Genomic DNA, 19,972 nt, shown 5'->3' on the forward strand with positions numbered 1-19,972 from the left:
ATCATATCGCCTTTTTTTGTACTACCGCTTAAATACTGCATTAAACCGGGTATAATATTCAAATTCACTAATAAACCATAGTTCAGACGGTTTTGGTGTTGGTATTTCGACTACTTGATGGTGAGGAATGGTATGAATCAAATACCAGTTAAGGATGTGACTCCAAAAGGCAATAAAGGCGATGAAAATTACGACCTGTATGCTAAACGTGAGCATATCTATGTAAAGTACTACAAAGGGTTCTTTAAGAACTTTCGAACTATCTCCGGCTTTATGATGCTGGTAATGTTTTACGGTTTCTCCTGGATTCAATGGGATGGCCATCAGGCTGTTCTATTTGATCTGCCAAGCCGTCAATTCCATGTATTTGGTTTCACCTTCTGGCCCCAGGATTTCATGCTTCTCTCCTGGCTGCTGATAATTCTTGCCTTCACTCTGTTCTTTGTCACCGTGTTTGCCGGCCGGCTCTGGTGCGGCTATGCCTGCCCCCAATTTGTCTGGACCTGGTTTTTTATCTGGGCTGAGCGGGTCACAGAGGGTGATCGCAACCAGAGAATGCGTATGGATAAAGCTGGCTGGAGCGGAGAAAAGATCGCCCGCAAAGCAGCTAAGCATGCGATATGGCTGATCATCGCTGCCGCGTCTGCTATCGCGTTTGTCGGCTATTTCACTCCGATTCGCGAACTGGTTCCCTCCGTTATCTCCTGGCACCTTGGCCCCTGGGAAACCTGGTGGATCGGCTTCCTGACTGTCGCCACTTACGCCAATGCGGGCTGGATGCGTGAGCAGGTGTGTATCTACATGTGCCCTTACGCCCGCTTCCAGAGCGTTATGTTTGATCAGGACACTCTGATCATATCCTATGATGACATCCGCGGTGAAAATCGCGGCAAACGGAAAAAAGGCGTTGACTACAAATCTCAGGGACTGGGTGACTGTATCGATTGTGATAACTGTGTTCATGTCTGCCCGGTGGGGATCGATATCCGTGATGGACTGCAATATGAGTGTGTTGCCTGTGGCGCCTGTGTTGATGTCTGCGACGATATCATGGACCGTATGGGATATGAGCGGGGCCTGATTCGTTATACGACAGAACATGCGCTCAAGGGAGGCAAAACGCATATTCTCCGGCCACGCCTGATCGGTTATTTTATCGCCATCTGCGCTATGTTTATTGCTTTCAGCTACACCCTGTACAGCAGGGTACCGCTTGAAGTTGATATAATTCGTGACCGGGGTCAACTCTACGTCGAAGCGTCAAACGGCATGATTGAAAACGTTTATACTCTCAAACTCGCCAATAAATCGCAGATCGACCATCGCTTCAGTATCGAAGTGACAGGTGTAGAGGGGATCAAAATGGCGGGTGACAGCGAAGTGCTGATCCGTTCAGGCGAACTGCTGGACCATCCAATCAGTCTGCAGGCAGACCCTCGCTTCCTTGAACGTCCGAACTACGATATTACCTTCAAAGTTCAGGCGCTGGATGATAAGAGCATTTTGGTGGAAGAGGATAATCGCTTTATTGGCCCAGTGAAACGCTAAGCTAAGCCTACCCTCCCCCATTTGACTGAGTTAGAATAGCTGCCGGATTCACTTCCGAGCAGCTATTTCTTTTTTAAGGAAACATATGACTGATCAACAAATCGGACCCTGGTTTAAGCAACCCTGGCTGTGGTTTATTCTGGCCCCGCTGATTGCTACTGTGCTCTACTCCGCCATCTACATCACCGCATCGATCGTCACTAATGATGGTGTTGTGCTTGAGGAATATACCAAAAAGGCCAAATCGTTCCATGAGGATAACCGTCTTAAAGAAGCTGCGCGCCTGTTGGGTCTGAGTGGCAAGCTTAAATTCGACACACTGACCAACGACATCAATCTGGAGCTGATCAGCGCACAAAATAAGCCCCTGCCTGAGCAGTTGCTGCTGACCATTGGTCACCCAACCAAGGCCAGCCTGGATATTATTATCCCCCTGCATCAACTTAAACCGGGCCATTATGCCGGTGAGCTGAACAACACTCTCAAAGGCAACAGAAAGCTGATCATCAGTCCTGAGAGCAAAGACTGGCAACTGATCAATGAGGCTGAACCCCCGTACGATCAACAAATTTTCATATTGGGTACTCAGTAACCTGTGATGAATGCCTCTGAAGGTAGTCTGCACCAGGAAAGTGGCTGTTTTCACTGCGGCCTGGATATTCCGGCGGGCAGCGAGTTTTATACGGTTATCGGTGGCCAGCCGCGGCAGATGTGTTGTCCGGGCTGTCAGGCGGTCGCGCAGGTGATAGCGGACGGAGGTCTGGAAAACTACTATAAGCACCGCACCTCTGAAGCAGCATCCCCAGAATCCATCAGCGCCAGTGAACAGTTACGGGCCGAGTTCGAGCTGTATGACCACCACAGTGTGCAGAGCCACTTTGTTGCCGAGCTGGCCGACGGCAGCCGGCAGGCAACACTGGTAATCGAAGGGATAACCTGCGCTGCCTGTGTCTGGCTGCTTGAGCACCATATCAGTTCACTCGAGGGCGTTATAGCGGCCAGCGTCAACCTGACAAACCACCGCGCCCGGGTGCAGTGGGATGAACAGAAGATCCATCTCAGTGACATCTTTATCGCGATGCACAGTATCGGCTATCAGGGACACCCCTATCACCCGGACAAAGAGGAGCAACTGCTGGAGCAGGAGACCAAGCGAGCCATGCGCAGGCTGGGCATTGCCGGTGTCTTCACTATGCAGATAATGATGCTCGCCGTTGCACTCTACACTGGTGCCGGTGCCAGCCTGGAAACCGATTATGAAAACTTCATCCGCTGGGCCAGCCTGGTATTAGCCACCCCGGTGGTTTTTTATGCCTCAAGACCATTCTTTCAGGCGGCTCTGCGAGACCTCCGCACCCGCCACCTGACAATGGATCTGCCGGTTTCTATCGCCATCGGCGGTGCCTACATTGCCAGCATCTGGGCAACCGTCACCGCCAGCGGCGAGGTCTACTATGACTCTGTCAGTATGTTCACCTTTTTTCTGCTGATCGGCCGTTTTCTCGAGATGAAAGCACGCCACCGAACCGGAAAAGCAGGCAACGCACTGCTCAACCTGCTGCCCGCCAGTGCCATTCTCTATACCGACGACGGTGGCGAGAAAATTGTTGCCGCCAATGAACTGCAACAGGGCAACCGTATTCTGGTCAAGCCGGGACATACCATCCCCGCCGATGGCGTAATTGTTAAGGGCAGTAGCAGTATCGATGAATCAGCCCTGACCGGGGAGTATCTCCCCCTGACCAAGCGCGAGGGTGATAAAGTGGTGGGCGGCACTATCAATGTCGAAAACCCGATCGATCTGGAGGTGACTCAGGTCGGAGCCAGTTCTCAGCTCTCCTCCATTGTTCGACTACTGGAACGGGCCCATGAAGAGAAACCCAGGGTTGCCCGACTGGCAGATACCGTATCGGGATATTTTGTCACCGCTGTACTGATCGTTGCTGCCACCGTCGGACTGGTCTGGTGGCAGATAAACCCAGACCATGCTTTTTGGGTCACGCTCTCAGTGCTGGTTATTACCTGTCCATGCGCACTGTCACTGGCAACACCGACAGCCTTAACGGCAGCCACCGGCACACTGCGACAGCACGGCTTACTCATCACCCGGGGCCATGTGCTCGAAAGTCTTGCCAGGGCAACCCATATTGTGTTCGATAAAACCGGCACCCTGACCGAGGGCAATCTGTCGCTGCATAACACCACCCCCCTTGCAAAAATGACTGCACAGGAGTGCCTGGATATTGCCGCCGCCCTGGAGGTTCACTCTGAGCACCCGATCGCCAAAGCGTTCCACCGTCTCAGCCAGAAACACCAGGTGATTGCCGCCGATCAACTCAAAAATCATGTGGGCCAGGGGCTGGAAGGCAGTATTGCCGGAAAACGCTATTTTATCGGGAAACCCGCTTTCGCTACGCAGCTATGCAGCCAGCAGCTGGATTTCACCGATGCACCGGACACCGAGGGACAGTGGCTTCTGCTCGCCAGTGAAACCGAACCGCTAGCCTGGTTTGGCCTCAATGACCCAGCCCGCAAACAAGCGGCTAACATGGTGCAACAGTTACAAAGCATGGGCCTTGAGGTGCAGATGCTGACAGGCGACAGCTCCGCTGCCGTTAAGCATATCGCCCGACAACTTAAAATCGATGCCGTGATCTCCGGAGTCAGCCCGGAACAGAAACTACAGCATATTCAGCAGCTGCAGGATAATGGTGCTCAACTGATCATGGTGGGTGACGGAATCAACGATATCCCGGTGCTGGCCGGAGCCCAGACGTCGATCGCCATGGGCTCAGCCACCGACCTGGCTAAAACCAATGCCGATGCGGTGCTGATCTCCAGTGAACTGGTGCGCCTGCCACAGGCGCTACGGCTGGCCAGGCGCACCCGCGCGAATATCCGCCAGAACCTTGGCTGGGCGATTCTCTATAATCTGATCGCCCTGCCGCTGGCTGCCGCCGGGATGATCGCCCCATGGATGGCGGCAATCGGAATGTCCGTCAGTTCACTCGTAGTGGTAGGTAATGCCCTGCGCCTGACTAAACTTGACCGGGCTGATCGGTTAGAATAGTCATATTAAACCTGAATGAAGTATTGCTATGTCAATTATCTACCTGCTTATCCCTATCGCTATCATCCTTGCGGGAATTGCGATCTGGGGCTTTTTCTGGTCGGTCAACAATGGTCAGTTAGATGATCTTGAATCACCCGCCCACAGCATTCTGTATGACGACGATGAGCATCTGATTCCCGACGACGCCAAGCCGCCTAAACCGGCAGAAAAACCTGAATGACCGAGTCGCTCTCTGCTTTCACGGCACTTCTTCTGGGGCTGCTGGGCAGTGCCCACTGTCTGGGTATGTGTGGCGGCATATCCAGCGCGGTCGCAATGGGTATCGACCGGAAAAACCAACAGCCACTGCTGTTACTGCTTGGTTTCAACGCTGGTCGTATCGCCAGCTACTCGCTGGCTGGCGCTCTGCTTGGCAGCATTGGCTGGTTAATCCGCTCGCCCGAGGTATCACTTATTTTGCGCACTCTGGCGGGAAGCATCCTGATATTTATGGGACTCTACGTCGCGCAGATCTGGAAGGCTCTGGCCTATTTAGAAAAACAGGGAAACCTGCTGTGGCGGCATATCCAGCCCCTGAGCCGCAAGTTATTACCGGTCAGCAATCCATTGCAGTCTCTGGCACTGGGAGCCCTCTGGGGCTGGCTACCCTGCGGCCTGGTTTACAGCACACTGATCTGGAGTGCCACCGCCAGCGACTGGAAAACCTCAGCCCTGTTGATGGCATGTTTTGGTCTGGGCACGGTTCCGGCGATGCTGGCCACCGGGCTGCTGGCAAATCAGGTTCAGACGTTATTGAGGAACCGTAAAGCTCAGACAATCGCCGGGCTACTGATTATAGCCTTCGGCCTGTACACTATCCCCTGGCGGGGACTGGTATCAGGTCTGGCTTGATAAACATCAATACCGGTTCGGTTAAAATCACTATAATCGGACCTTTGCAGTTAAAGTGAGAAAAGTTGTGACGCAGAATAATCTGATTAAATGGGATCTCGATCTGATCCGCCGCTATGATCTGTCCGGCCCCCGATATACCTCTTACCCGACTGCAATCCAGTTTGATCCAGAGCTTTCAGCGACCGATCTGGTACACACAGGCCAGCAGACTGCGGATAACAGTGCACCGCTATCGCTGTATGTCCATATCCCCTTCTGCGCCCATGTCTGCTATTACTGCGCCTGTAACAAGGTAATCACCCGCAACCGCAAAAAGGCTCAGCCCTACCTCGACACCCTGTATAAAGAGATGGCGCAACTGTCCGGGTGGTATGCCAACGACCGTACCGTTGAACAGCTTCACTTCGGGGGTGGCACGCCGACCTTTATCAGCAACGAGCAGATGATTGAAGTGATGCAGCAACTGCGGCAGAACTTCAAATTGCTGGATGACGATTCCGGAGACTACTCTATCGAGATCGATCCCCGCGAAGTTGATCATGAAATGCTTAAAGTACTACGCGAGATCGGCTTTAACCGGGTCAGTTTCGGGGTTCAGGATATCGAGCTGAAGGTTCAGCAGGCAGTTAACCGGGTCCAGCCCGTTGAAGAGATCGCCGATGTGCTGCATGAAGCCCGTCGGCTGGGGTTCCGTTCGATCAATATTGATCTGATCTACGGCCTGCCGCACCAGACACTGGAAAGCTTTGTCAAAACGCTGGACACTATTATCGAGCTGAGCCCTGACCGGCTCTCTGTCTTCAACTATGCCCATATGCCGGATCGCTTCCGTTCCCAGAGTCATATCAAAGCTGAAGACCTGCCCAGCCCGGAAACCAAACTGGCAATCCTGGAAACCACCATCAGCAAGCTCTGTGGTGCCGGCTATGTTTATATCGGTATGGATCACTTTGCCAAACCTGACGATGAGCTGGCTCTGGCGCAACAAAACGGAAAGCTTCACCGTAATTTCCAGGGATACACAACCCACAGTGATTGCGATCTGGTGGCGATGGGTGTCTCTTCCATCAGTCAGATTGGTGATGTTTACTATCAGAATGAACATGATATGGGGGCCTACACCGCAGCCGTTGAAGATCACCACTACGCCATCAAACGCGGCGTAACCCTGACCCGCGATGATCGCATCCGCCGGGCGGTTATCACCCAGTTGATCTGTCATTTCCAGCTGCATATGGCGGATATTGAGCAACAGTTTGATATCCGTTTCTCTGAATATTTTGCCGAAGAGTTACAGGAACTGGAGCGGTTTACTGGCGACGGTCTGATTCAACTTACTGAAAACAGTATCAAAGTCACCCCTGCCGGACGTCTGCTGATCCGTCGTATCTGCATGGCATTTGACGCCTATATTCCCAAGCAGGCACCGACTAAAGGGTATTCCCGTATCATTTGATACGGGAAATACTTCACCCTGTTGACGATTTAGTAGATAATCACTGACAAGCAAAGTCAAACAACATAACGAAAACAGGACATAGTTATGGGCAACCATAAGGCATCTGAAGGGAAATTACATAGTTTGAGGCAGGTTCATTGCTCCACGTGCAGCCTGAGTTCATTATGTTTACCCGTGTCCCTGAATATGACAGAGATGGACCGGCTGGACGATATTATCGATAAGAGCAGGCCGCTGAAAAAAGGTGAGCACCTATTCCATCAGGGTGAGCCCTTCTCCTCTGTCTACGCGATTCGTGCCGGTACGATAAAAACATACACCCTCACCAATGAGGGAGAGGAGCAGATTACCGGCTTCTACTTCCCCGGTGAAATGGTGGGCATGAGTGGCTTTGATAGCGAACAGTATCCTGTTTCAGCAAAAATGCTGGAAACCACAACCGTTTGTGAAATTCCATTCGAACGACTCGATGAACTGTCCGGACAGATGCCAGAACTGCGCCGTCAGATATTGCGGACACTGAGTAAAGAGATCCGTGATGATCAGCAGATGATGCTGCTCCTGAGTAAGAAGAATGCAGAGCAGCGGGTCGCGACGTTCCTGGTCAAGCTATCCACCCGCTTTAAAGCGCGCGGTTACTCAGCCACCCATTTCCGTCTGTCGATGTCACGTAATGAGATCGGTAACTACCTTGGTCTGGCGGTTGAGACGGTCAGCCGTATCTTTACCCGTTTCCAGAAAATGGAGTTAGTACGGGTTGATGGTAAAGAGATCGAACTGAGCAATCTGGAAGAGATCTACAACCTGTCCGGCGAATCTGAGGATGCCGAATATTGCGACGACAAGTCCTGCCCGCAATCCTGATCTTATGTTTGAGTTGAAAAATACCCGCCCACTGCGCGGGTATTATTTTTATAGTCCCAGTGTTTTAAGGAACCCCTGATGAGTTTCGATGAATGTTATATCAAGTCCGTTATGCGCACCATTCCGGACTGGCCAGAACCCGGAGTAATGTTCAGAGATATCACCCCGCTGTTTAAAGACCCGAAAGCGTTACGGATGATTGCGGACTCATTCATTCAGCGCTACATCGACACCGAAGTGACGCATATCGCCAGTATTGATGCCCGCGGCTTCCTGTTCGGCTCCATTATGGCTTACCAGCTGAATATTCCGCTGGTACTGGTACGTAAGAAAGGCAAACTTCCCGGCAAGACTATTCATCGGGAATACGCCCTTGAATACGGTACTGCCGCAGTGGAGATGCAGGTTGATGCAGTCAGCAAAGGCGATAAAGTGCTGATCTTTGATGATCTGATCGCAACCGGCGGCACCATCCTTGCGGCCAGCACGATTATTAAAGAGCTTGGTGCCGAGGTCTATGAAGCTGCTGCACTGATCGATCTGCCCGACCTCAAAGGCTCAGAACTGATTCAACAAGCAGGCATCCCGGTATACACCCTGCTGGCCTACGAAGGCCTGTGATCTCCCGTCGGGGACTCTGCAAACAGGGTCCCCGGCTGACAACAGAGCTGGTCACACAACCGGTTCCCCCTGGCTGCGCTGACAACGAATAACTTCAGATCAATCCTGTTCGCACGTCGTATATCTCTTTACAATAGCCTCTCTTTTTTTATCTGTTATTAAGGGCTCATCTTATGTGGTTCAAAAATGCCATCGTTTACCGTTTCACACAGCCGTTCAGCTATACCCCCGAAGCCCTTGAAGAGAAACTCAGCGAAAAAGCCTTTACCCCCTGCGGCAGCCAGGAACTCAGCCGTTTTGGCTGGGTCAGCCCCAGTAGTGGGCTGTCCGACATGCTGGTACATGCCGGCAACGGATTTATGCTGATCGCGGCGCAGAAAGAGGACAAGATCATTCCCACCCAGGTTATCCGTCAGCAACTGGATAACCGGGTAAAACTGATCGAAGATGAACAGGCCCGGAAAGTTTATAAGAAGGAAAAGGACCAGCTTAAAGATGAGATTGTGCTGGACTTGCTACCCCGTGCGTTCAGTAAATTTCAGACAACCTGGGCGCTGATCGCACCACAGCAGAATCTGCTGATTGTGGATGCCAGCAGCCATAAACGGGCGGAAGAGCTGCTGAGCCATCTGCGCAGCCTGCTGGGCTCTCTGCCGGTTGTTCTGCCTGATGTAAACCAATCCCCCTCTGCCATCATGTCTCACTGGCTGGAGAAGCCTGAGGAGCGTTACACCGGGCTTACCCCACTGGATGAGTGTGAACTGCGGGACAGTGCAGTAGAAACCGGTATCATTCGCTGTAAAGGGCAGGATCTTGACAGCGATGAAATTCGCCATCACCTGGAGGCCGGTAAGCGGGTCGTAAAACTGGCACTGGAATGGCAGGAAAGCCTCAACTTTATACTCCAGGATGACCTGTGCATTAAACGTATTAAACTGTCCGACCAGTTGAAAGAGAAACTCGATCAGGACAGCCCTGATGAGGCGTTTGCCCAGTTTGATGCAGAGTTTGTTCAGATGTCACTGGAGCTGACCCGCCTTGTTCCGGCTCTGATAGATGCGTTTGGCGGTGAAGCTCAGCGTCCCTGAACAACCGTCTGAGAAAAACCAGCGCCACTGCCCTGAAAGCAGTGGCGTTACCCTCAGCTGAATCAGATACATTACAATTTAAACCCGGGAAGCCCTCAGACTCCCTCCATACAGCAGATCAGGACCCTTCAGTGAGTAAGATTTACAGTGTCAAAGAGATGTTCTATACCCTTCAGGGTGAAGGTGCCCAGGCGGGACGGCCAGCCGTATTTTGTCGTTTCACCGGCTGCAACCTCTGGTCTGGCCGTGAGCAGGACCGGAGTAAAGCGGTGTGTGATTTCTGCGATACCGACTTTATTGGCACTGATGGTCAGAATGGCGGTAAATTTCAATCAGCTGAGGCCCTGGTAGCCGCGATAAGAGGTTTCTGGCCCACGGGTAAGGAAACCACCCAGGGGCGTCCATACGTTGTGTGTACCGGCGGTGAGCCCCTGCTGCAGTTAGACCAGCCGCTGATCGATGCGCTACATCAACAGGGTTTCGAGGTTGCGGTAGAAACCAATGGGACCCTGCCGGTCCCCGAAGCGGTCGACTGGATCTGCGTCAGTCCGAAAGCAGATGCTGCACTTATTCAACAGAGTGGCGATGAGCTGAAACTGGTGTACCCGCAACCCCTCGCACAGCCAGAACAGTTTATACACCTGCCGTTTAAACACTTCTATCTGCAACCGATGGACGGCCCCATGCAACGCATCCACACCCAGGACTGTATTCGTTACTGTCTCGCCAATCCCCAGTGGAAACTCAGTCTTCAGACCCACAAATTACTTGGCATTGACTAACACAGCCCGCAGCCTCGCTGGGCTGTTGCGCCAGACAACCAACATAACCGCCGGCACCTGCATCAGGATGCCATACAGCAGTACCGCCAGTGACATCTCCGGTTGTTGTAAAATCGCACCAGTTACCATCAATGCGGTTCCGGCATTCTGGATCCCGGTTTCAATACCCAGCGTCAAAGCAGTTTCCGTGTTCAGTCGCAACAGATAACGGGCGATCAGCACCGCAAACACCATTGCACTGCTGGCCAGCAACAGAATTGCAGGACTGAGCAACGGCATTAGCTGTGGTAGTGCTGTACGGTTTGCCCAGCTTATCATCAGCACCACTACACACATAAAGACCAGTGCGACCACTTTCATCGGCCGCTGAAGCTGATAGCACAACCGTGGCCAGCGGTGGTTTACACCAACCCCTATCGCAACCGGTAACAGAGTTACCATCACCAGTTTCATAATGGTGCTGACCAGCGGTAGCTGTACCATTACGCCACTGCCCAGAAAGTGCTCCAGAGTGATCCAGGTAAACCACGGCAGCGTAAAAGGGATGATAAGGCTGGTGATCGCAGTAAGCGAAATAGACAGGGCAGTATCAGCACGACAGAGGTAGGTAATCATATTCGAGGTCGCCCCACCGGGGGCAAAAGAGACAATCAGCAGGCCCGCAGCCAGCATCGCAGGCAGGTGTAAAGCCGTCACCACCAGCCAGGCGAGTAAAGGCAGAAACAGAAGCTGCAACACAACGCCGGTAATAATTGCCACTGGCCGATGCCGCAGCGAAAAAAAGTCACCCGGTCTGAGAGTCAGCCCCATACCCAGCATAATAATAAATAGCGCGATAGGTAATAATAGCGAAAGTGCATTGCCACCCTCCATGCAGGAAGACTCCATCAGATAGTTTCAGAAAGGGCTATAGTAGGGTGCAGAACCACCTAACACAACTGCCGGATAACAGAGAACTAAAGGGCTGTCTCAATCTACCCACATAAGTTGTGGATAACATTGTGGGTACCCTCACATTACCCCTCCGGATGACCCGGTTTTTCACCGATCCCTATAATATGGTTATTTTTTGAACAGATGTTTTTATTGTTATTTATCAATTACTTATAAACTTTTGATCTGAATCAAATTAATAATTTATCCAACTTATCCAAGAAGTGTTTCAATTCCGCGTCGTTACTGTGACTGATAAAAGTCAACCTGTTTTTTGAAAAAAATATTTATAAAAAGTGCCTTGCAACTGGCCTATTCGATCGGTTCCCCTTAACATATCGACCTCGTAAAGAACCGGACTCTTTTGAACCATGTCAGAAACCCGCAGTAATCAGTCACAGGCCCAGCGCATTACCATTATTGGTTCAGTTATCGATACTGTTCTCGGAGTGCTTAAAATCGTCTTCGGCATGCTGTCTCACTCCAGTGCGCTGATCGCCGACGGCATCCATTCGCTTTCAGACCTGCTAACCGATTTTCTGGTGGTCTGGATCATCAGGTATTCCCACCAGGAACCAGACGATGAGCATCCCTGGGGACATGCACGATTCGAAACTATCGGTACCGTAATTCTCGGCTGCATTCTGATCGCCGTTGCCGGTGCAATGGCCTATGAGAGCCTGCTGACACTGATCCGCGCCGAAGTAGTTCAGCTGCCAGAGTGGCCCGCACTGGTGATCGCCGCAATCTCGGTATTGGCGAAGGAGGCGATATTTCGCTACACACTCACCGTCGGTAAGCGGATCAAATCCGACCTGATTATCGCCAATGCCTGGCATAGCCGAACCGATGCTTTCTCCTCTATTGTGGTATTTTTCGGCGTTGCCGGGGCGATGGCAGGCCTCGCCTGGCTGGATTCTGTTGCCGCCATCGGAGTAGCATTGATTATCGCGAAAGTTGGCTGGGACCTGACCTGGAAAAGCATTCTGGAACTGGTGGATACCGCCCTGCCGGAAGAACAAACGCAAGCCTATACCGACGTCATTATGGGGGTTGAGGGGATACTCAGCGTCCACAGTTTCAAAAGCCGCAGTATGGGCAGCCAGAGCCTGCTGGAGATGCATCTGCAGGTTGCCCCTCACCTGAGTGCCTCAGAAGGACACTATATCGGTGATAAAGCGGTGCTAAGGCTGATGAAAAAGTTTGAAGATATCGGCCATATCATCTTCCATATCGATACCTACGATGACGAAGAGGAGTTTGATAACTCAACCAGCCTGCCCGTCAGAACCGAGATCAGTGGCATCCTATGGGAACTGCTTGAGCAAACGGGTCACCCGCAACTGGGGATCAGCCGTCTGGCGCTCTATTACCGCAGAGATTCAGTTGAGATCGAACTGATGCTGCTTGATACCCCCACTAACCAGCAGATCGATATGAAGCAGCTGGAAACAGAACTGGACAGGCTGTTCCGGCAATACAGATGGTTCAGAAGTATCCGTCTGTGGCAGGGATACCAACCTCCAAAACTGTAGCGAACCGACTGACCGATGGACTACTTGCGCCCGGCCGCTCACCACAGCGCTGAACTTGAGATCCGGAAAAGCCGCTTTATCTGTGATATCCAGCCGGTCGGTGACCGGGAGGAAGCACTACGCTTTATCGAGTCGATACGAGCCGGTCACCCGAAAGCCAACCACCACTGCTGGAGCTATATTGCCGGGGTTCCCGATGACCCTCATCAATGGAACTGCAGTGACGATGGTGAACCCAAAGGCACTGCCGGGCAGCCGATGCTCAATGTGTTGCGCCATAGTCATCTGGGCAATATCTGTGCGGTGGTCACGCGCTATTTTGGTGGCGTAAAGCTGGGTACCGGTGGCCTGGCACGGGCTTACTCTCAAAGCGTTCAGGAAGCCTTACAAACGCTACCCACCGAAGCGGTGATCGCCACCCTAACCATCACACTGACCGCCCCTTACAACCTGACCGGAGAACTGGAGCAACTGATCAGCCAGTTTAACCTGAGTGACTGCCAGAGGCACTTTGCTTCCGAGATGCAAGTTATTGCCAAACTAGAAGCCAACCGGTTGACCGCCTTTCAACAGGCCCTGACTCCGTTACAACACCTGATCACGCTGGCAATCAGTTAAGTTCATCCCGAAACACCAGCGCATAGGCGGTTTCCAGTGCTTTACTGCGGCTCTCATGACAAAAACTCACCGGAATCAGCCCGAGAATCTTCAGCCGGCTCAATATATCCTTCACAATAGGGTTCAGACCGATCATATGAACATCGCGCCCCAGTTCCTGAGCCTCGATAATCATATCCTCAATCGCCAGCGCCGTGGATACGTCGATCAATGGCACTCTGGAAAAGTCCAGCAGCAGAGCATCATGGGGGTGTCTCCCCTGCAGTTTGCCAGATAACCCTTTTGCCGCCGCATAGCTGACCGGGCCATCAAACTGATAGAGAATAACGCGCCCCTGGGTTTCAGTTAGTAGCTTGCGCTCCCGTTTACTCAACCCCTCATCATTACCTGCGTGGCTGTCAATCACCCGGATGCTATCCAACTGATGGTCAGCCAGACGCTTAACCGTCACCACGTTAGCAATAAATACCCCGGCAAAAACCGCCGTCACCAGATCCACCATCACCGTCAGTACCAGTACCAGCAGCATCAGACTGGCAACAAACAGCGGTGCCCGATGCAACCGCATCAGAAAACGCCAGTCGATAATATCCAGCCCCACTTTGATGAGGATGCCTGCCAGTACCGCATGGGGAATGTTTTCCGCCAGGGGCGCGGCACCGAGTATCACGAACACCAGTACAACCGCATGAACACTGCCAGCAATGGGTGTTTTACCGCCGGCTTTGATATTGACCACCGTACGCATCGTCGCCCCGGCACCGGGTAAACCACCAAACAGTCCGGCCACCATATTACCGATCCCCTGGCCGATCAGCTCACGATCAGAATCATGCTGGGTTTTGGTCATATTATCGGCCACCAGCGAGGTTAACAGGGAATCGATCGAGCCCAGCACCGCGAGCATCAGTGCGGCAAACAGCATATCGCTGAGAATATCCATCGAAAACCGCGGCAGCAGTAACTCAGGTAACCCGGTGGGTATATGACCAATAATGGCCAGATCGGTATCACCATGAAACAGCTGATAGATAACCGTGCCAAGCACCAGCGCAAGCAGGGTTGGTGGCACCACAGCCGCCAGTTTTTTAGGACAAAAGATCACCACCGCCAACGTCACCCCACCCAATAGCAGCGCAGCAGGATCAGCATGGGTCAGATAATGGGGAATCTGCTGCAATGACTCGCCGGCACTGGCCGATGCCGGGAACCCAAACATCGGCCCCAGTTGCAGCAGGATAATGATTATTCCGATACCGGTCATAAACCCGGAGATCACCGGGAAGGGTACCAGCGTGACATATTTACCCAGTTTCAACAGACCAAACGACGTCTGCAGCAGCCCTCCCAGAATCACCACGGTAAAGGCATAAAGCGGCCCACTCTGGGGGTCCAGCGCAACAAACTGGGTGAACACCGAGGCCATAACAACGGTCATCGGGCCGGTAGGACCCGACACCTGGCTGGGCGTCCCGCCAAACAGTGCGGCAAACAGCCCCACAAAAATGGCCCCGTAAAGACCCGCAATAGCTCCGGCACCTGAAGAGACACCAAATGCCAGCGCCAGTGGCAAAGCGACAACTGCGGCAGTTAGCCCCCCCAGCAGATCGCCTTTGATGTTATGAAAGTGCAATCCATGAATCAGCGACATCTCAAATCCTGACTAGGTTTTATATTTATTCGTGTCTGGATAGATCGGTATACATAACTACCTTATAACAATCCACCAGTTGCGGGCTTGAATCAATGAACAATTAGTCATATAAATCAGCGTGTAGCATTATTTTCAAACAATTGTTCCAAATCAGCATAAAGTTGAACAGCAAATGGTCTACCCATAGAAAAAATAATGTTATTCTTTGTCGCGTTCGAATCCAGTCTCGCGAAATAGGAAAAAGGTTCTATGAAGTTCGCAGATAACCCCCAGCAAGCCACAGAGTATCTTCGCCAGGCGATTCCACTGATGGTCAAGAGTAGCACCCCCCCTACTCCCTTAAACTACGCACTCTGGTACGCTTATGTTTCCGGAGCGATCCCGGCGCTCAACCAGCAGATGGATAAAATGCTGGAGATCTATGGCTGCTGCCCAAACAGAATCAGTGAACTGTTGTTCCGCGATTTTCTGATCAAGGATGAGGCTGATAACGCCGCAACGTTTCAGCAGGCGCTGCTATCGGTTATGGGGGATCTGGAAAGCTCAGCCTCTTCAACCGTTCAGGATACCGAAGCCTATAACGAAGTACTGCAGGAGAGTCTGGCGGCACTCAAAGACAGAAACGATGATGAGGGGCTGGAGACAATCATCCAGAACCTGACCATCAATACCGAAACCATCAGCGAAAGCACCCGCCAGTTCCAGAAAAAAATTGATGAGGCCCAGGCCGAGATCAGCAAACTGAAAAAAGAGTTGCACGAGTCCCGACAGGAGGCCACGGTCGACCCGCTCACCGGCCTGTATAACCGCAGAGTATTTGATACAGAGATCAGCCAACTGGCAGCCCTACCCCATCCAGATGTTTCTCTGATTATGGTGGATATCGATTTTTTCAAGAAGTTTAACGATACCTACGGCCACCAGATGGGTGATAAGGTGCTGCAGTATGTGGCCAGACTGATCAAAGAGGAGTGTTCAGAGCCTCTGCTTCCGGTACGCTTTGGCGGTGAAGAGTTTTCCATGCTACTCCCCGGCATCAAAGAACCTGATGCCTGTAAACTGGCAGAGAAAGTACGTAAGAAAGTTGCCGCCATCCGCATCAAACAGAAGAAAAGTGGTGAGATTATCAGCTCGGTTACTGCCTCCTTTGGGGTTGCCCGGTTAGCGGCAGACGAGACACCGGAAAATCTGATTGCCCGGGCTGACGCCGCGCTTTACCGGGCCAAGGAAGCGGGCCGCAATAACGTCCAACTGGCAAATTAATTCGCAGACAAAAAAATCCCCGGTCTGCAAGCAGCCGGGGCAATAGTCGATGAAGGTCACTTAACTCGCTGGTTCGCGCATTGTTACAAACTCTTCGGCAGCAGTCGGATGGATACCAATAGTGGAATCAAACACCGCTTTAGTGGCGCCAGCTTTCAGAGCAACAGCTATGCCCTGAATAATCTCGCCAGCATCGGGGCCAACCATATGCACCCCCAGCACCTTATCGGTGTCACGATCAACCAGCATTTTCATAAAGGTTTTTTCGTCACTGCCGCTAATCGTATGCTTCATTGCTCTGAACGTAGACTTATAGACATCGACATTGTCATAGAGTTCACGACTTTTTTCTTCGGATAAGCCAACGGTGCCAATATTGGGCTGACAGAACACGGCTGTGGCGATCAGATCATAATCAACCTGCTGATTTTTACCCGCATACAGGTTACGCACCAACGCCATCCCTTCTGCCAGTGCCACAGGGGTCAGCTGCACCCGATCGATCACGTCACCGATTGCATAGACTGACGGTTCAGCGGTCTGGAACTGATCGTTAACAACAATCGCCCCATTAGATTTCTGTTCCACACTGATATTTTCCAGCCCCAGATCCATCACATTAGGCACCCGGCCAGTGGCATACATAATGGTATCTGCTTCCAGCGTTGAACCATCGGTCAGATACGCCAGCAATGAGCCATCGGCCTGCTTCTCAATCTTTTCGATGTTGTTATTAAAGCGCAGACTGATATTCTTCTTCGCCACCTCGTCGGCGGTAAACTCCCTGACTTCCTGATCGAAGCCCCGCAGGAACAGATCACCACGATAGATCAGCGAGGTTTCAGCGCCAAGACCGGCGAATATTCCGGCAAATTCAACCGCGATATAACCACCGCCGACCACGATAGCCCGCTTGGGGAACTGATCAAGATAGAATACCTCATTGGAACTGATCACATGCTCGTTGCCAGGAAACTCCGGCACATAGGGCCAGCCACCGGTAGCAATGAGAATACGCTCAGCACTGTACTGTGTGCCAGACACTTCAACAGTATTGGGTCCGGTGATTCGCGCCCGGCCATCCAGCAGATTGACGCCGGAATTCACCAACATATTGCGGTAAATTCCGTTAAGCCGTTCAATCTCTTTGGTTTTATTATCTCTCAGGGTTGGCCAGTCAAAGGAGGACTTCCCAACCGTCCAGCCAAACCCTGCGGCATTTTCAAACTCTTCACTGAAATGGGAGCCATAGACAAACAGTTTCTTTGGCACGCAGCCAACATTGACACAGGTGCCGCCCAGATAACGGTCTTCGGCCATTCCCACCCGGACACCCATTGCTGCTGCCATGCGTCCAGCCCGCACACCACCGGAACCGGCACCGATTACAAACAGGTCAAAATCAAACTCTGCCACAGGATTCCCCTTAACACTGATAACAATTAACTAAACAGACTGAACCGAAAACCTGATCGGTCAGATAAAACTATGCGCCATAATCTACCTGTTGTGCTCTTAGGATGCCAATAAAGATAGGCAAAACCGGTAATAGGGTTTTTCAATCAGTCACATTTGCACTTTGCCCGGGCGAAGGTTAAGTTAAGCGCCTCACTACTCCTCTTTATCAGATAGTCTTTAGGTTTATCATGAAACTGATCTCGTTTAACACCAATGGCCTGCGCGCCCGCCCTCACCAGATTAAAGCGCTGATAGATAAGCACCAGCCCGATGTTATCGGTATTCAGGAAACCAAGGTTCATGATGAGGAGTTTCCTGAAGAGATGATCCGCGCACTGGGCTATCATGTTGAATACCACGGACAGAAAGGTCACTACGGCGTTTGCCTGATTTCAAAGTTACCGCCGGTCAGACTGGAAAAAGGGTTTCCCGACGACGACGATGAGGCGCAAAAGCGGATGATCATCGGCGAATACGATATCGAAGGGGTGCGGATTAAAGTGCTCAATGGCTATTTCCCTCAGGGGGAAAATATTGCCCACGAAACCAAATACCCGGCCAAACGCAAATACTATAACGATCTGCAGAACTATCTGGAACAACAGTGTGATCCCTCTCAGCCGCTGGTAGTGATGGGCGATCTGAATATCTCTCCGGAGGATATCGATATCGGTATCGGTGAAGTGAACCGCAAACGCTGGCTAAAAACAGGTAAAACCAGTTTCCAGCCGGAGGAGCGTCAGTGGCTGGCCCGCCTGCTGGGCTGGGGACTGAAAGATACTTTTCGTAAGATCCACCCAGACACTGATAACCTGTTCAGCTGGTTTGACTATCGCAGCCGCGGCTTCGAAGCGGAGCCCAAACGGGGACTGCGTATCGACGCGGTACTCGCCACCGAATCACTCTACCTTCGCTGCACCGATGCCAATATTGACTATGATATCCGGGGTATGGAGAAACCTTCTGACCATGCGCCGATCTGGGCGGAGTTCAGTTAACAGCAACCGGCTTTAATTTGAATAGGTCTTTCTGAACAGAGGCATGCCCTGACCAGCATGCCTCCATCTGCGTCCTGGGTTTACCTCGCTAGCGGCAGACTTAATATTTACTCGGTAATAGAGCTGACAAACTCTGGCGGTTTAACCACCAGCAGGTCAGCATGTAGCTGATCCAGAATCCGCTCAATAGTGCTGCCCACCAGTATCCGGTCCAGTAATCCCCTCGCCACAGCCCCTACTACCAGAATATCGATATGTGCTTCATCTACGTATTCAAGAATCGCCTGATGGGTCTCTTTCTCTTTCAGGGTCACCGCAGGGCTATCTGTCGTCAGCCCGTAAGGTTCCAGCAACGCCCCCAGTGCCGCCACATGTTCGGCCCTGACCTTGCGCTGCATCCCTTCAAAATCGGTCACCAGATGCTCATCAAAAATAGCGGAGTGAGGCAATACATTAAAACTGTGCATCACTTTCAGATCCCCTTCCAGGGTCTGCACCATGCGCCGCGCCCACTCCAGTATAGATACATCTAACACTCCAGGAGTGTCGCATTCATGAAATGGGTCCACCGCTGCCGCCACATGCCCACCATCAGACCAGGCTTTCTGCTTAACCAGTAACAACGGAACGGGACACTCGCGGATCAGCTGCCAGTCGCTCTGATCAAAAATATAGTGCCCCAGACGGCTGTGTTGCTCTATCGGATGAAGCACAATATCGGGCTGAAAGCGTAACACCTTTCGTACCACCGCCTCAGCTTTATGGCGTTGCCAGCAGAGGTCAAGATCGATCTCAATGTTCAGCTCTTCAAAGGGCCCGGTCAGCTGTTCCAGCTCGGCTTCGACCCGATGCATATAACCATGTTCCGCTCTGAGCAGCGACTCCTTATCGAGCAGATAGCTGTTACGCAGTGATGCGTTATAACAGCAGCAGAACAGTTCCACTTTAGCACCACTCCCCTCCGCCAGCCGGAGCGCTTTTTCCAGAATCAGGCTGCTATCTTTACCATGCTCAAGATTGACCAGAATTTTGCCAATATCCACAACAGATCCTCCTCACTGGTGACCCTTTAAGCATGAGCCAGCCTCGCTATTTTGCCAATACAATAATTTGATCTGCCGCAAATATGCAATACCACGTCCCCACCAGACTACGAATACTGACCTGTGACCTTCAGTGGCCAT

18 protein-coding genes are annotated in these 19,972 nt (G+C 51.9%); 14 read left to right on the top strand and 4 right to left on the bottom strand.

What is annotated here, in order from left to right; all coding sequences use genetic code 11:
• Positions 1 to 132 precede the first annotated feature (132 nt).
• The 10 genes from ccoG (at position 133) to queE (ending at position 10,329) form a co-directional block, all read left to right on the top strand.
• Positions 133 to 1,548 (top strand): cytochrome c oxidase accessory protein CcoG, encoded by a 1,416-nt coding sequence (gene ccoG / locus BMY09_RS06550; protein ID WP_091355617.1) that lies wholly within the window; start codon positions 133 to 135, stop codon positions 1,546 to 1,548.
• A gap of 85 nt (positions 1,549 to 1,633) precedes the next feature.
• Positions 1,634 to 2,140 carry a FixH family protein gene (locus tag BMY09_RS06555; protein ID WP_091355620.1) on the top strand — a complete coding sequence of 169 codons (507 nt, stop codon included), beginning with the start codon at positions 1,634 to 1,636 and terminating at the stop codon, positions 2,138 to 2,140.
• 6 nt (positions 2,141 to 2,146) lie between these two features.
• The gene (locus tag BMY09_RS06560; RefSeq protein WP_091355623.1) at positions 2,147 to 4,618 is read left to right on the top strand and encodes a heavy metal translocating P-type ATPase; all 2,472 of its coding nucleotides are present in this window, start codon (positions 2,147 to 2,149) and stop codon (positions 4,616 to 4,618) included.
• A gap of 28 nt (positions 4,619 to 4,646) precedes the next feature.
• Complete coding sequence (ccoS, locus tag BMY09_RS06565; protein WP_091355625.1) at positions 4,647 to 4,841, top strand: cbb3-type cytochrome oxidase assembly protein CcoS; 195 nt, start codon at positions 4,647 to 4,649, stop codon at positions 4,839 to 4,841.
• A complete protein-coding gene (locus BMY09_RS06570; RefSeq protein ID WP_091355628.1) occupies positions 4,838 to 5,512 on the top strand; it encodes a sulfite exporter TauE/SafE family protein in 675 nt (224 codons plus the stop codon). The genes ccoS and BMY09_RS06570 overlap by 4 nt, the downstream gene beginning before the upstream one ends.
• Before the next feature lie 67 nt (positions 5,513 to 5,579).
• Positions 5,580 to 6,971: an oxygen-independent coproporphyrinogen III oxidase gene (gene hemN / locus BMY09_RS06575; protein WP_091355629.1), complete on the top strand. Its 1,392-nt coding sequence runs from the start codon at positions 5,580 to 5,582 to the stop codon at positions 6,969 to 6,971.
• 87 nt (positions 6,972 to 7,058) lie between these two features.
• Complete coding sequence (fnr, locus tag BMY09_RS06580; RefSeq protein WP_091355632.1) at positions 7,059 to 7,838, top strand: fumarate/nitrate reduction transcriptional regulator Fnr; 780 nt, start codon at positions 7,059 to 7,061, stop codon at positions 7,836 to 7,838.
• 78 nt (positions 7,839 to 7,916) lie between these two features.
• Entirely contained in the window at positions 7,917 to 8,459 is a 543-nt protein-coding gene (locus tag BMY09_RS06585; protein WP_091355633.1) for an adenine phosphoribosyltransferase, read from the top strand.
• A 173-nt stretch (positions 8,460 to 8,632) separates the two neighbouring features.
• Positions 8,633 to 9,547, top strand: a complete 915-nt coding sequence (gene rdgC, locus BMY09_RS06590) for a recombination-associated protein RdgC (RefSeq protein WP_091355636.1) — start codon at positions 8,633 to 8,635, stop codon at positions 9,545 to 9,547.
• Positions 9,548 to 9,687: 140 nt separating this feature from the next.
• Positions 9,688 to 10,329, top strand: coding sequence for a 7-carboxy-7-deazaguanine synthase (queE, locus tag BMY09_RS06595; RefSeq protein WP_091356242.1), 642 nt, complete (start codon positions 9,688 to 9,690; stop codon positions 10,327 to 10,329).
• Here the strand turns inward: queE and BMY09_RS06600 are convergent.
• On the bottom strand, positions 10,312 to 11,217 hold the full coding sequence (locus BMY09_RS06600; RefSeq protein ID WP_091355638.1) for a bile acid:sodium symporter family protein: 906 nt from the start codon (positions 11,215 to 11,217) through the stop codon (positions 10,312 to 10,314). The genes queE and BMY09_RS06600 overlap by 18 nt on opposite strands.
• 416 nt (positions 11,218 to 11,633) lie before the next feature.
• On the opposite strand from BMY09_RS06600, the gene BMY09_RS06605 reads away from it, so the two are divergent.
• A complete protein-coding gene (locus tag BMY09_RS06605) occupies positions 11,634 to 12,797 on the top strand; it encodes a cation diffusion facilitator family transporter (RefSeq protein ID WP_091355642.1) in 1,164 nt (387 codons plus the stop codon).
• A gap of 15 nt (positions 12,798 to 12,812) precedes the next feature.
• Positions 12,813 to 13,415: a YigZ family protein gene (locus BMY09_RS06610; RefSeq protein WP_091355645.1), complete on the top strand. Its 603-nt coding sequence runs from the start codon at positions 12,813 to 12,815 to the stop codon at positions 13,413 to 13,415.
• On the opposite strand, the gene BMY09_RS06615 is transcribed toward BMY09_RS06610, so the two are convergent.
• The gene (locus BMY09_RS06615; protein WP_091355648.1) at positions 13,408 to 15,066 is read right to left on the bottom strand and encodes a SulP family inorganic anion transporter; all 1,659 of its coding nucleotides are present in this window, start codon (positions 15,064 to 15,066) and stop codon (positions 13,408 to 13,410) included. The genes BMY09_RS06610 and BMY09_RS06615 overlap by 8 nt on opposite strands.
• 252 nt (positions 15,067 to 15,318) lie before the next feature.
• Between BMY09_RS06615 and BMY09_RS06620 the strand changes: the two genes are divergently transcribed.
• A complete protein-coding gene (locus BMY09_RS06620) occupies positions 15,319 to 16,332 on the top strand; it encodes a GGDEF domain-containing protein (RefSeq protein WP_091355651.1) in 1,014 nt (337 codons plus the stop codon).
• 60 nt (positions 16,333 to 16,392) lie between these two features.
• Here BMY09_RS06620 and gorA read toward each other — a convergent pair whose 3' ends face one another.
• On the bottom strand, positions 16,393 to 17,748 hold the full coding sequence (gorA, locus tag BMY09_RS06625) for a glutathione-disulfide reductase (RefSeq protein WP_091355654.1): 1,356 nt from the start codon (positions 17,746 to 17,748) through the stop codon (positions 16,393 to 16,395).
• A 230-nt stretch (positions 17,749 to 17,978) separates the two neighbouring features.
• Here gorA and xthA point away from each other — a divergent pair, with 230 nt between their 5' ends.
• Positions 17,979 to 18,788 carry an exodeoxyribonuclease III gene (gene xthA, locus BMY09_RS06630; protein ID WP_091355656.1) on the top strand — a complete coding sequence of 270 codons (810 nt, stop codon included), beginning with the start codon at positions 17,979 to 17,981 and terminating at the stop codon, positions 18,786 to 18,788.
• Between the two features lie 107 nt (positions 18,789 to 18,895).
• Here xthA and BMY09_RS06635 read toward each other — a convergent pair whose 3' ends face one another.
• Positions 18,896 to 19,831, bottom strand: a complete 936-nt coding sequence (locus tag BMY09_RS06635; RefSeq protein ID WP_091355659.1) for a universal stress protein — start codon at positions 19,829 to 19,831, stop codon at positions 18,896 to 18,898.
• Between the last annotated feature and the right edge of the window lie 141 nt (positions 19,832 to 19,972).

Source organism: Amphritea atlantica, assembly GCF_900111095.1.
Lineage (GTDB): Bacteria > Pseudomonadota > Gammaproteobacteria > Pseudomonadales > Balneatricaceae > Amphritea > Amphritea atlantica.

What these genes read in the sequence shown, in the direction of transcription:
- ccoG (WP_091355617.1), top strand. Translation starts at nt 133, where the DNA reads ATGAATCAAATACCAGTTAAGGATGTGACTCCAAAAGGCAATAAAGGC.
- BMY09_RS06555 (WP_091355620.1), top strand. Translation starts at nt 1,634, where the DNA reads ATGACTGATCAACAAATCGGACCCTGGTTTAAGCAACCCTGGCTGTGG.
- BMY09_RS06560 (WP_091355623.1), top strand. Translation starts at nt 2,147, where the DNA reads ATGAATGCCTCTGAAGGTAGTCTGCACCAGGAAAGTGGCTGTTTTCAC.
- ccoS (WP_091355625.1), top strand. Translation starts at nt 4,647, where the DNA reads ATGTCAATTATCTACCTGCTTATCCCTATCGCTATCATCCTTGCGGGA.
- BMY09_RS06570 (WP_091355628.1), top strand. Translation starts at nt 4,838, where the DNA reads ATGACCGAGTCGCTCTCTGCTTTCACGGCACTTCTTCTGGGGCTGCTG.
- fnr (WP_091355632.1), top strand. Translation starts at nt 7,059, where the DNA reads ATGGGCAACCATAAGGCATCTGAAGGGAAATTACATAGTTTGAGGCAG.
- BMY09_RS06585 (WP_091355633.1), top strand. Translation starts at nt 7,917, where the DNA reads ATGAGTTTCGATGAATGTTATATCAAGTCCGTTATGCGCACCATTCCG.
- rdgC (WP_091355636.1), top strand. Translation starts at nt 8,633, where the DNA reads ATGTGGTTCAAAAATGCCATCGTTTACCGTTTCACACAGCCGTTCAGC.
- BMY09_RS06600 (WP_091355638.1), bottom strand. Translation starts at nt 11,217, where the DNA reads ATGGAGTCTTCCTGCATGGAGGGTGGCAATGCACTTTCGCTATTATTA.
- BMY09_RS06605 (WP_091355642.1), top strand. Translation starts at nt 11,634, where the DNA reads ATGTCAGAAACCCGCAGTAATCAGTCACAGGCCCAGCGCATTACCATT.
- BMY09_RS06610 (WP_091355645.1), top strand. Translation starts at nt 12,813, where the DNA reads ATGGACTACTTGCGCCCGGCCGCTCACCACAGCGCTGAACTTGAGATC.
- BMY09_RS06615 (WP_091355648.1), bottom strand. Translation starts at nt 15,066, where the DNA reads ATGTCGCTGATTCATGGATTGCACTTTCATAACATCAAAGGCGATCTG.
- BMY09_RS06620 (WP_091355651.1), top strand. Translation starts at nt 15,319, where the DNA reads ATGAAGTTCGCAGATAACCCCCAGCAAGCCACAGAGTATCTTCGCCAG.
- xthA (WP_091355656.1), top strand. Translation starts at nt 17,979, where the DNA reads ATGAAACTGATCTCGTTTAACACCAATGGCCTGCGCGCCCGCCCTCAC.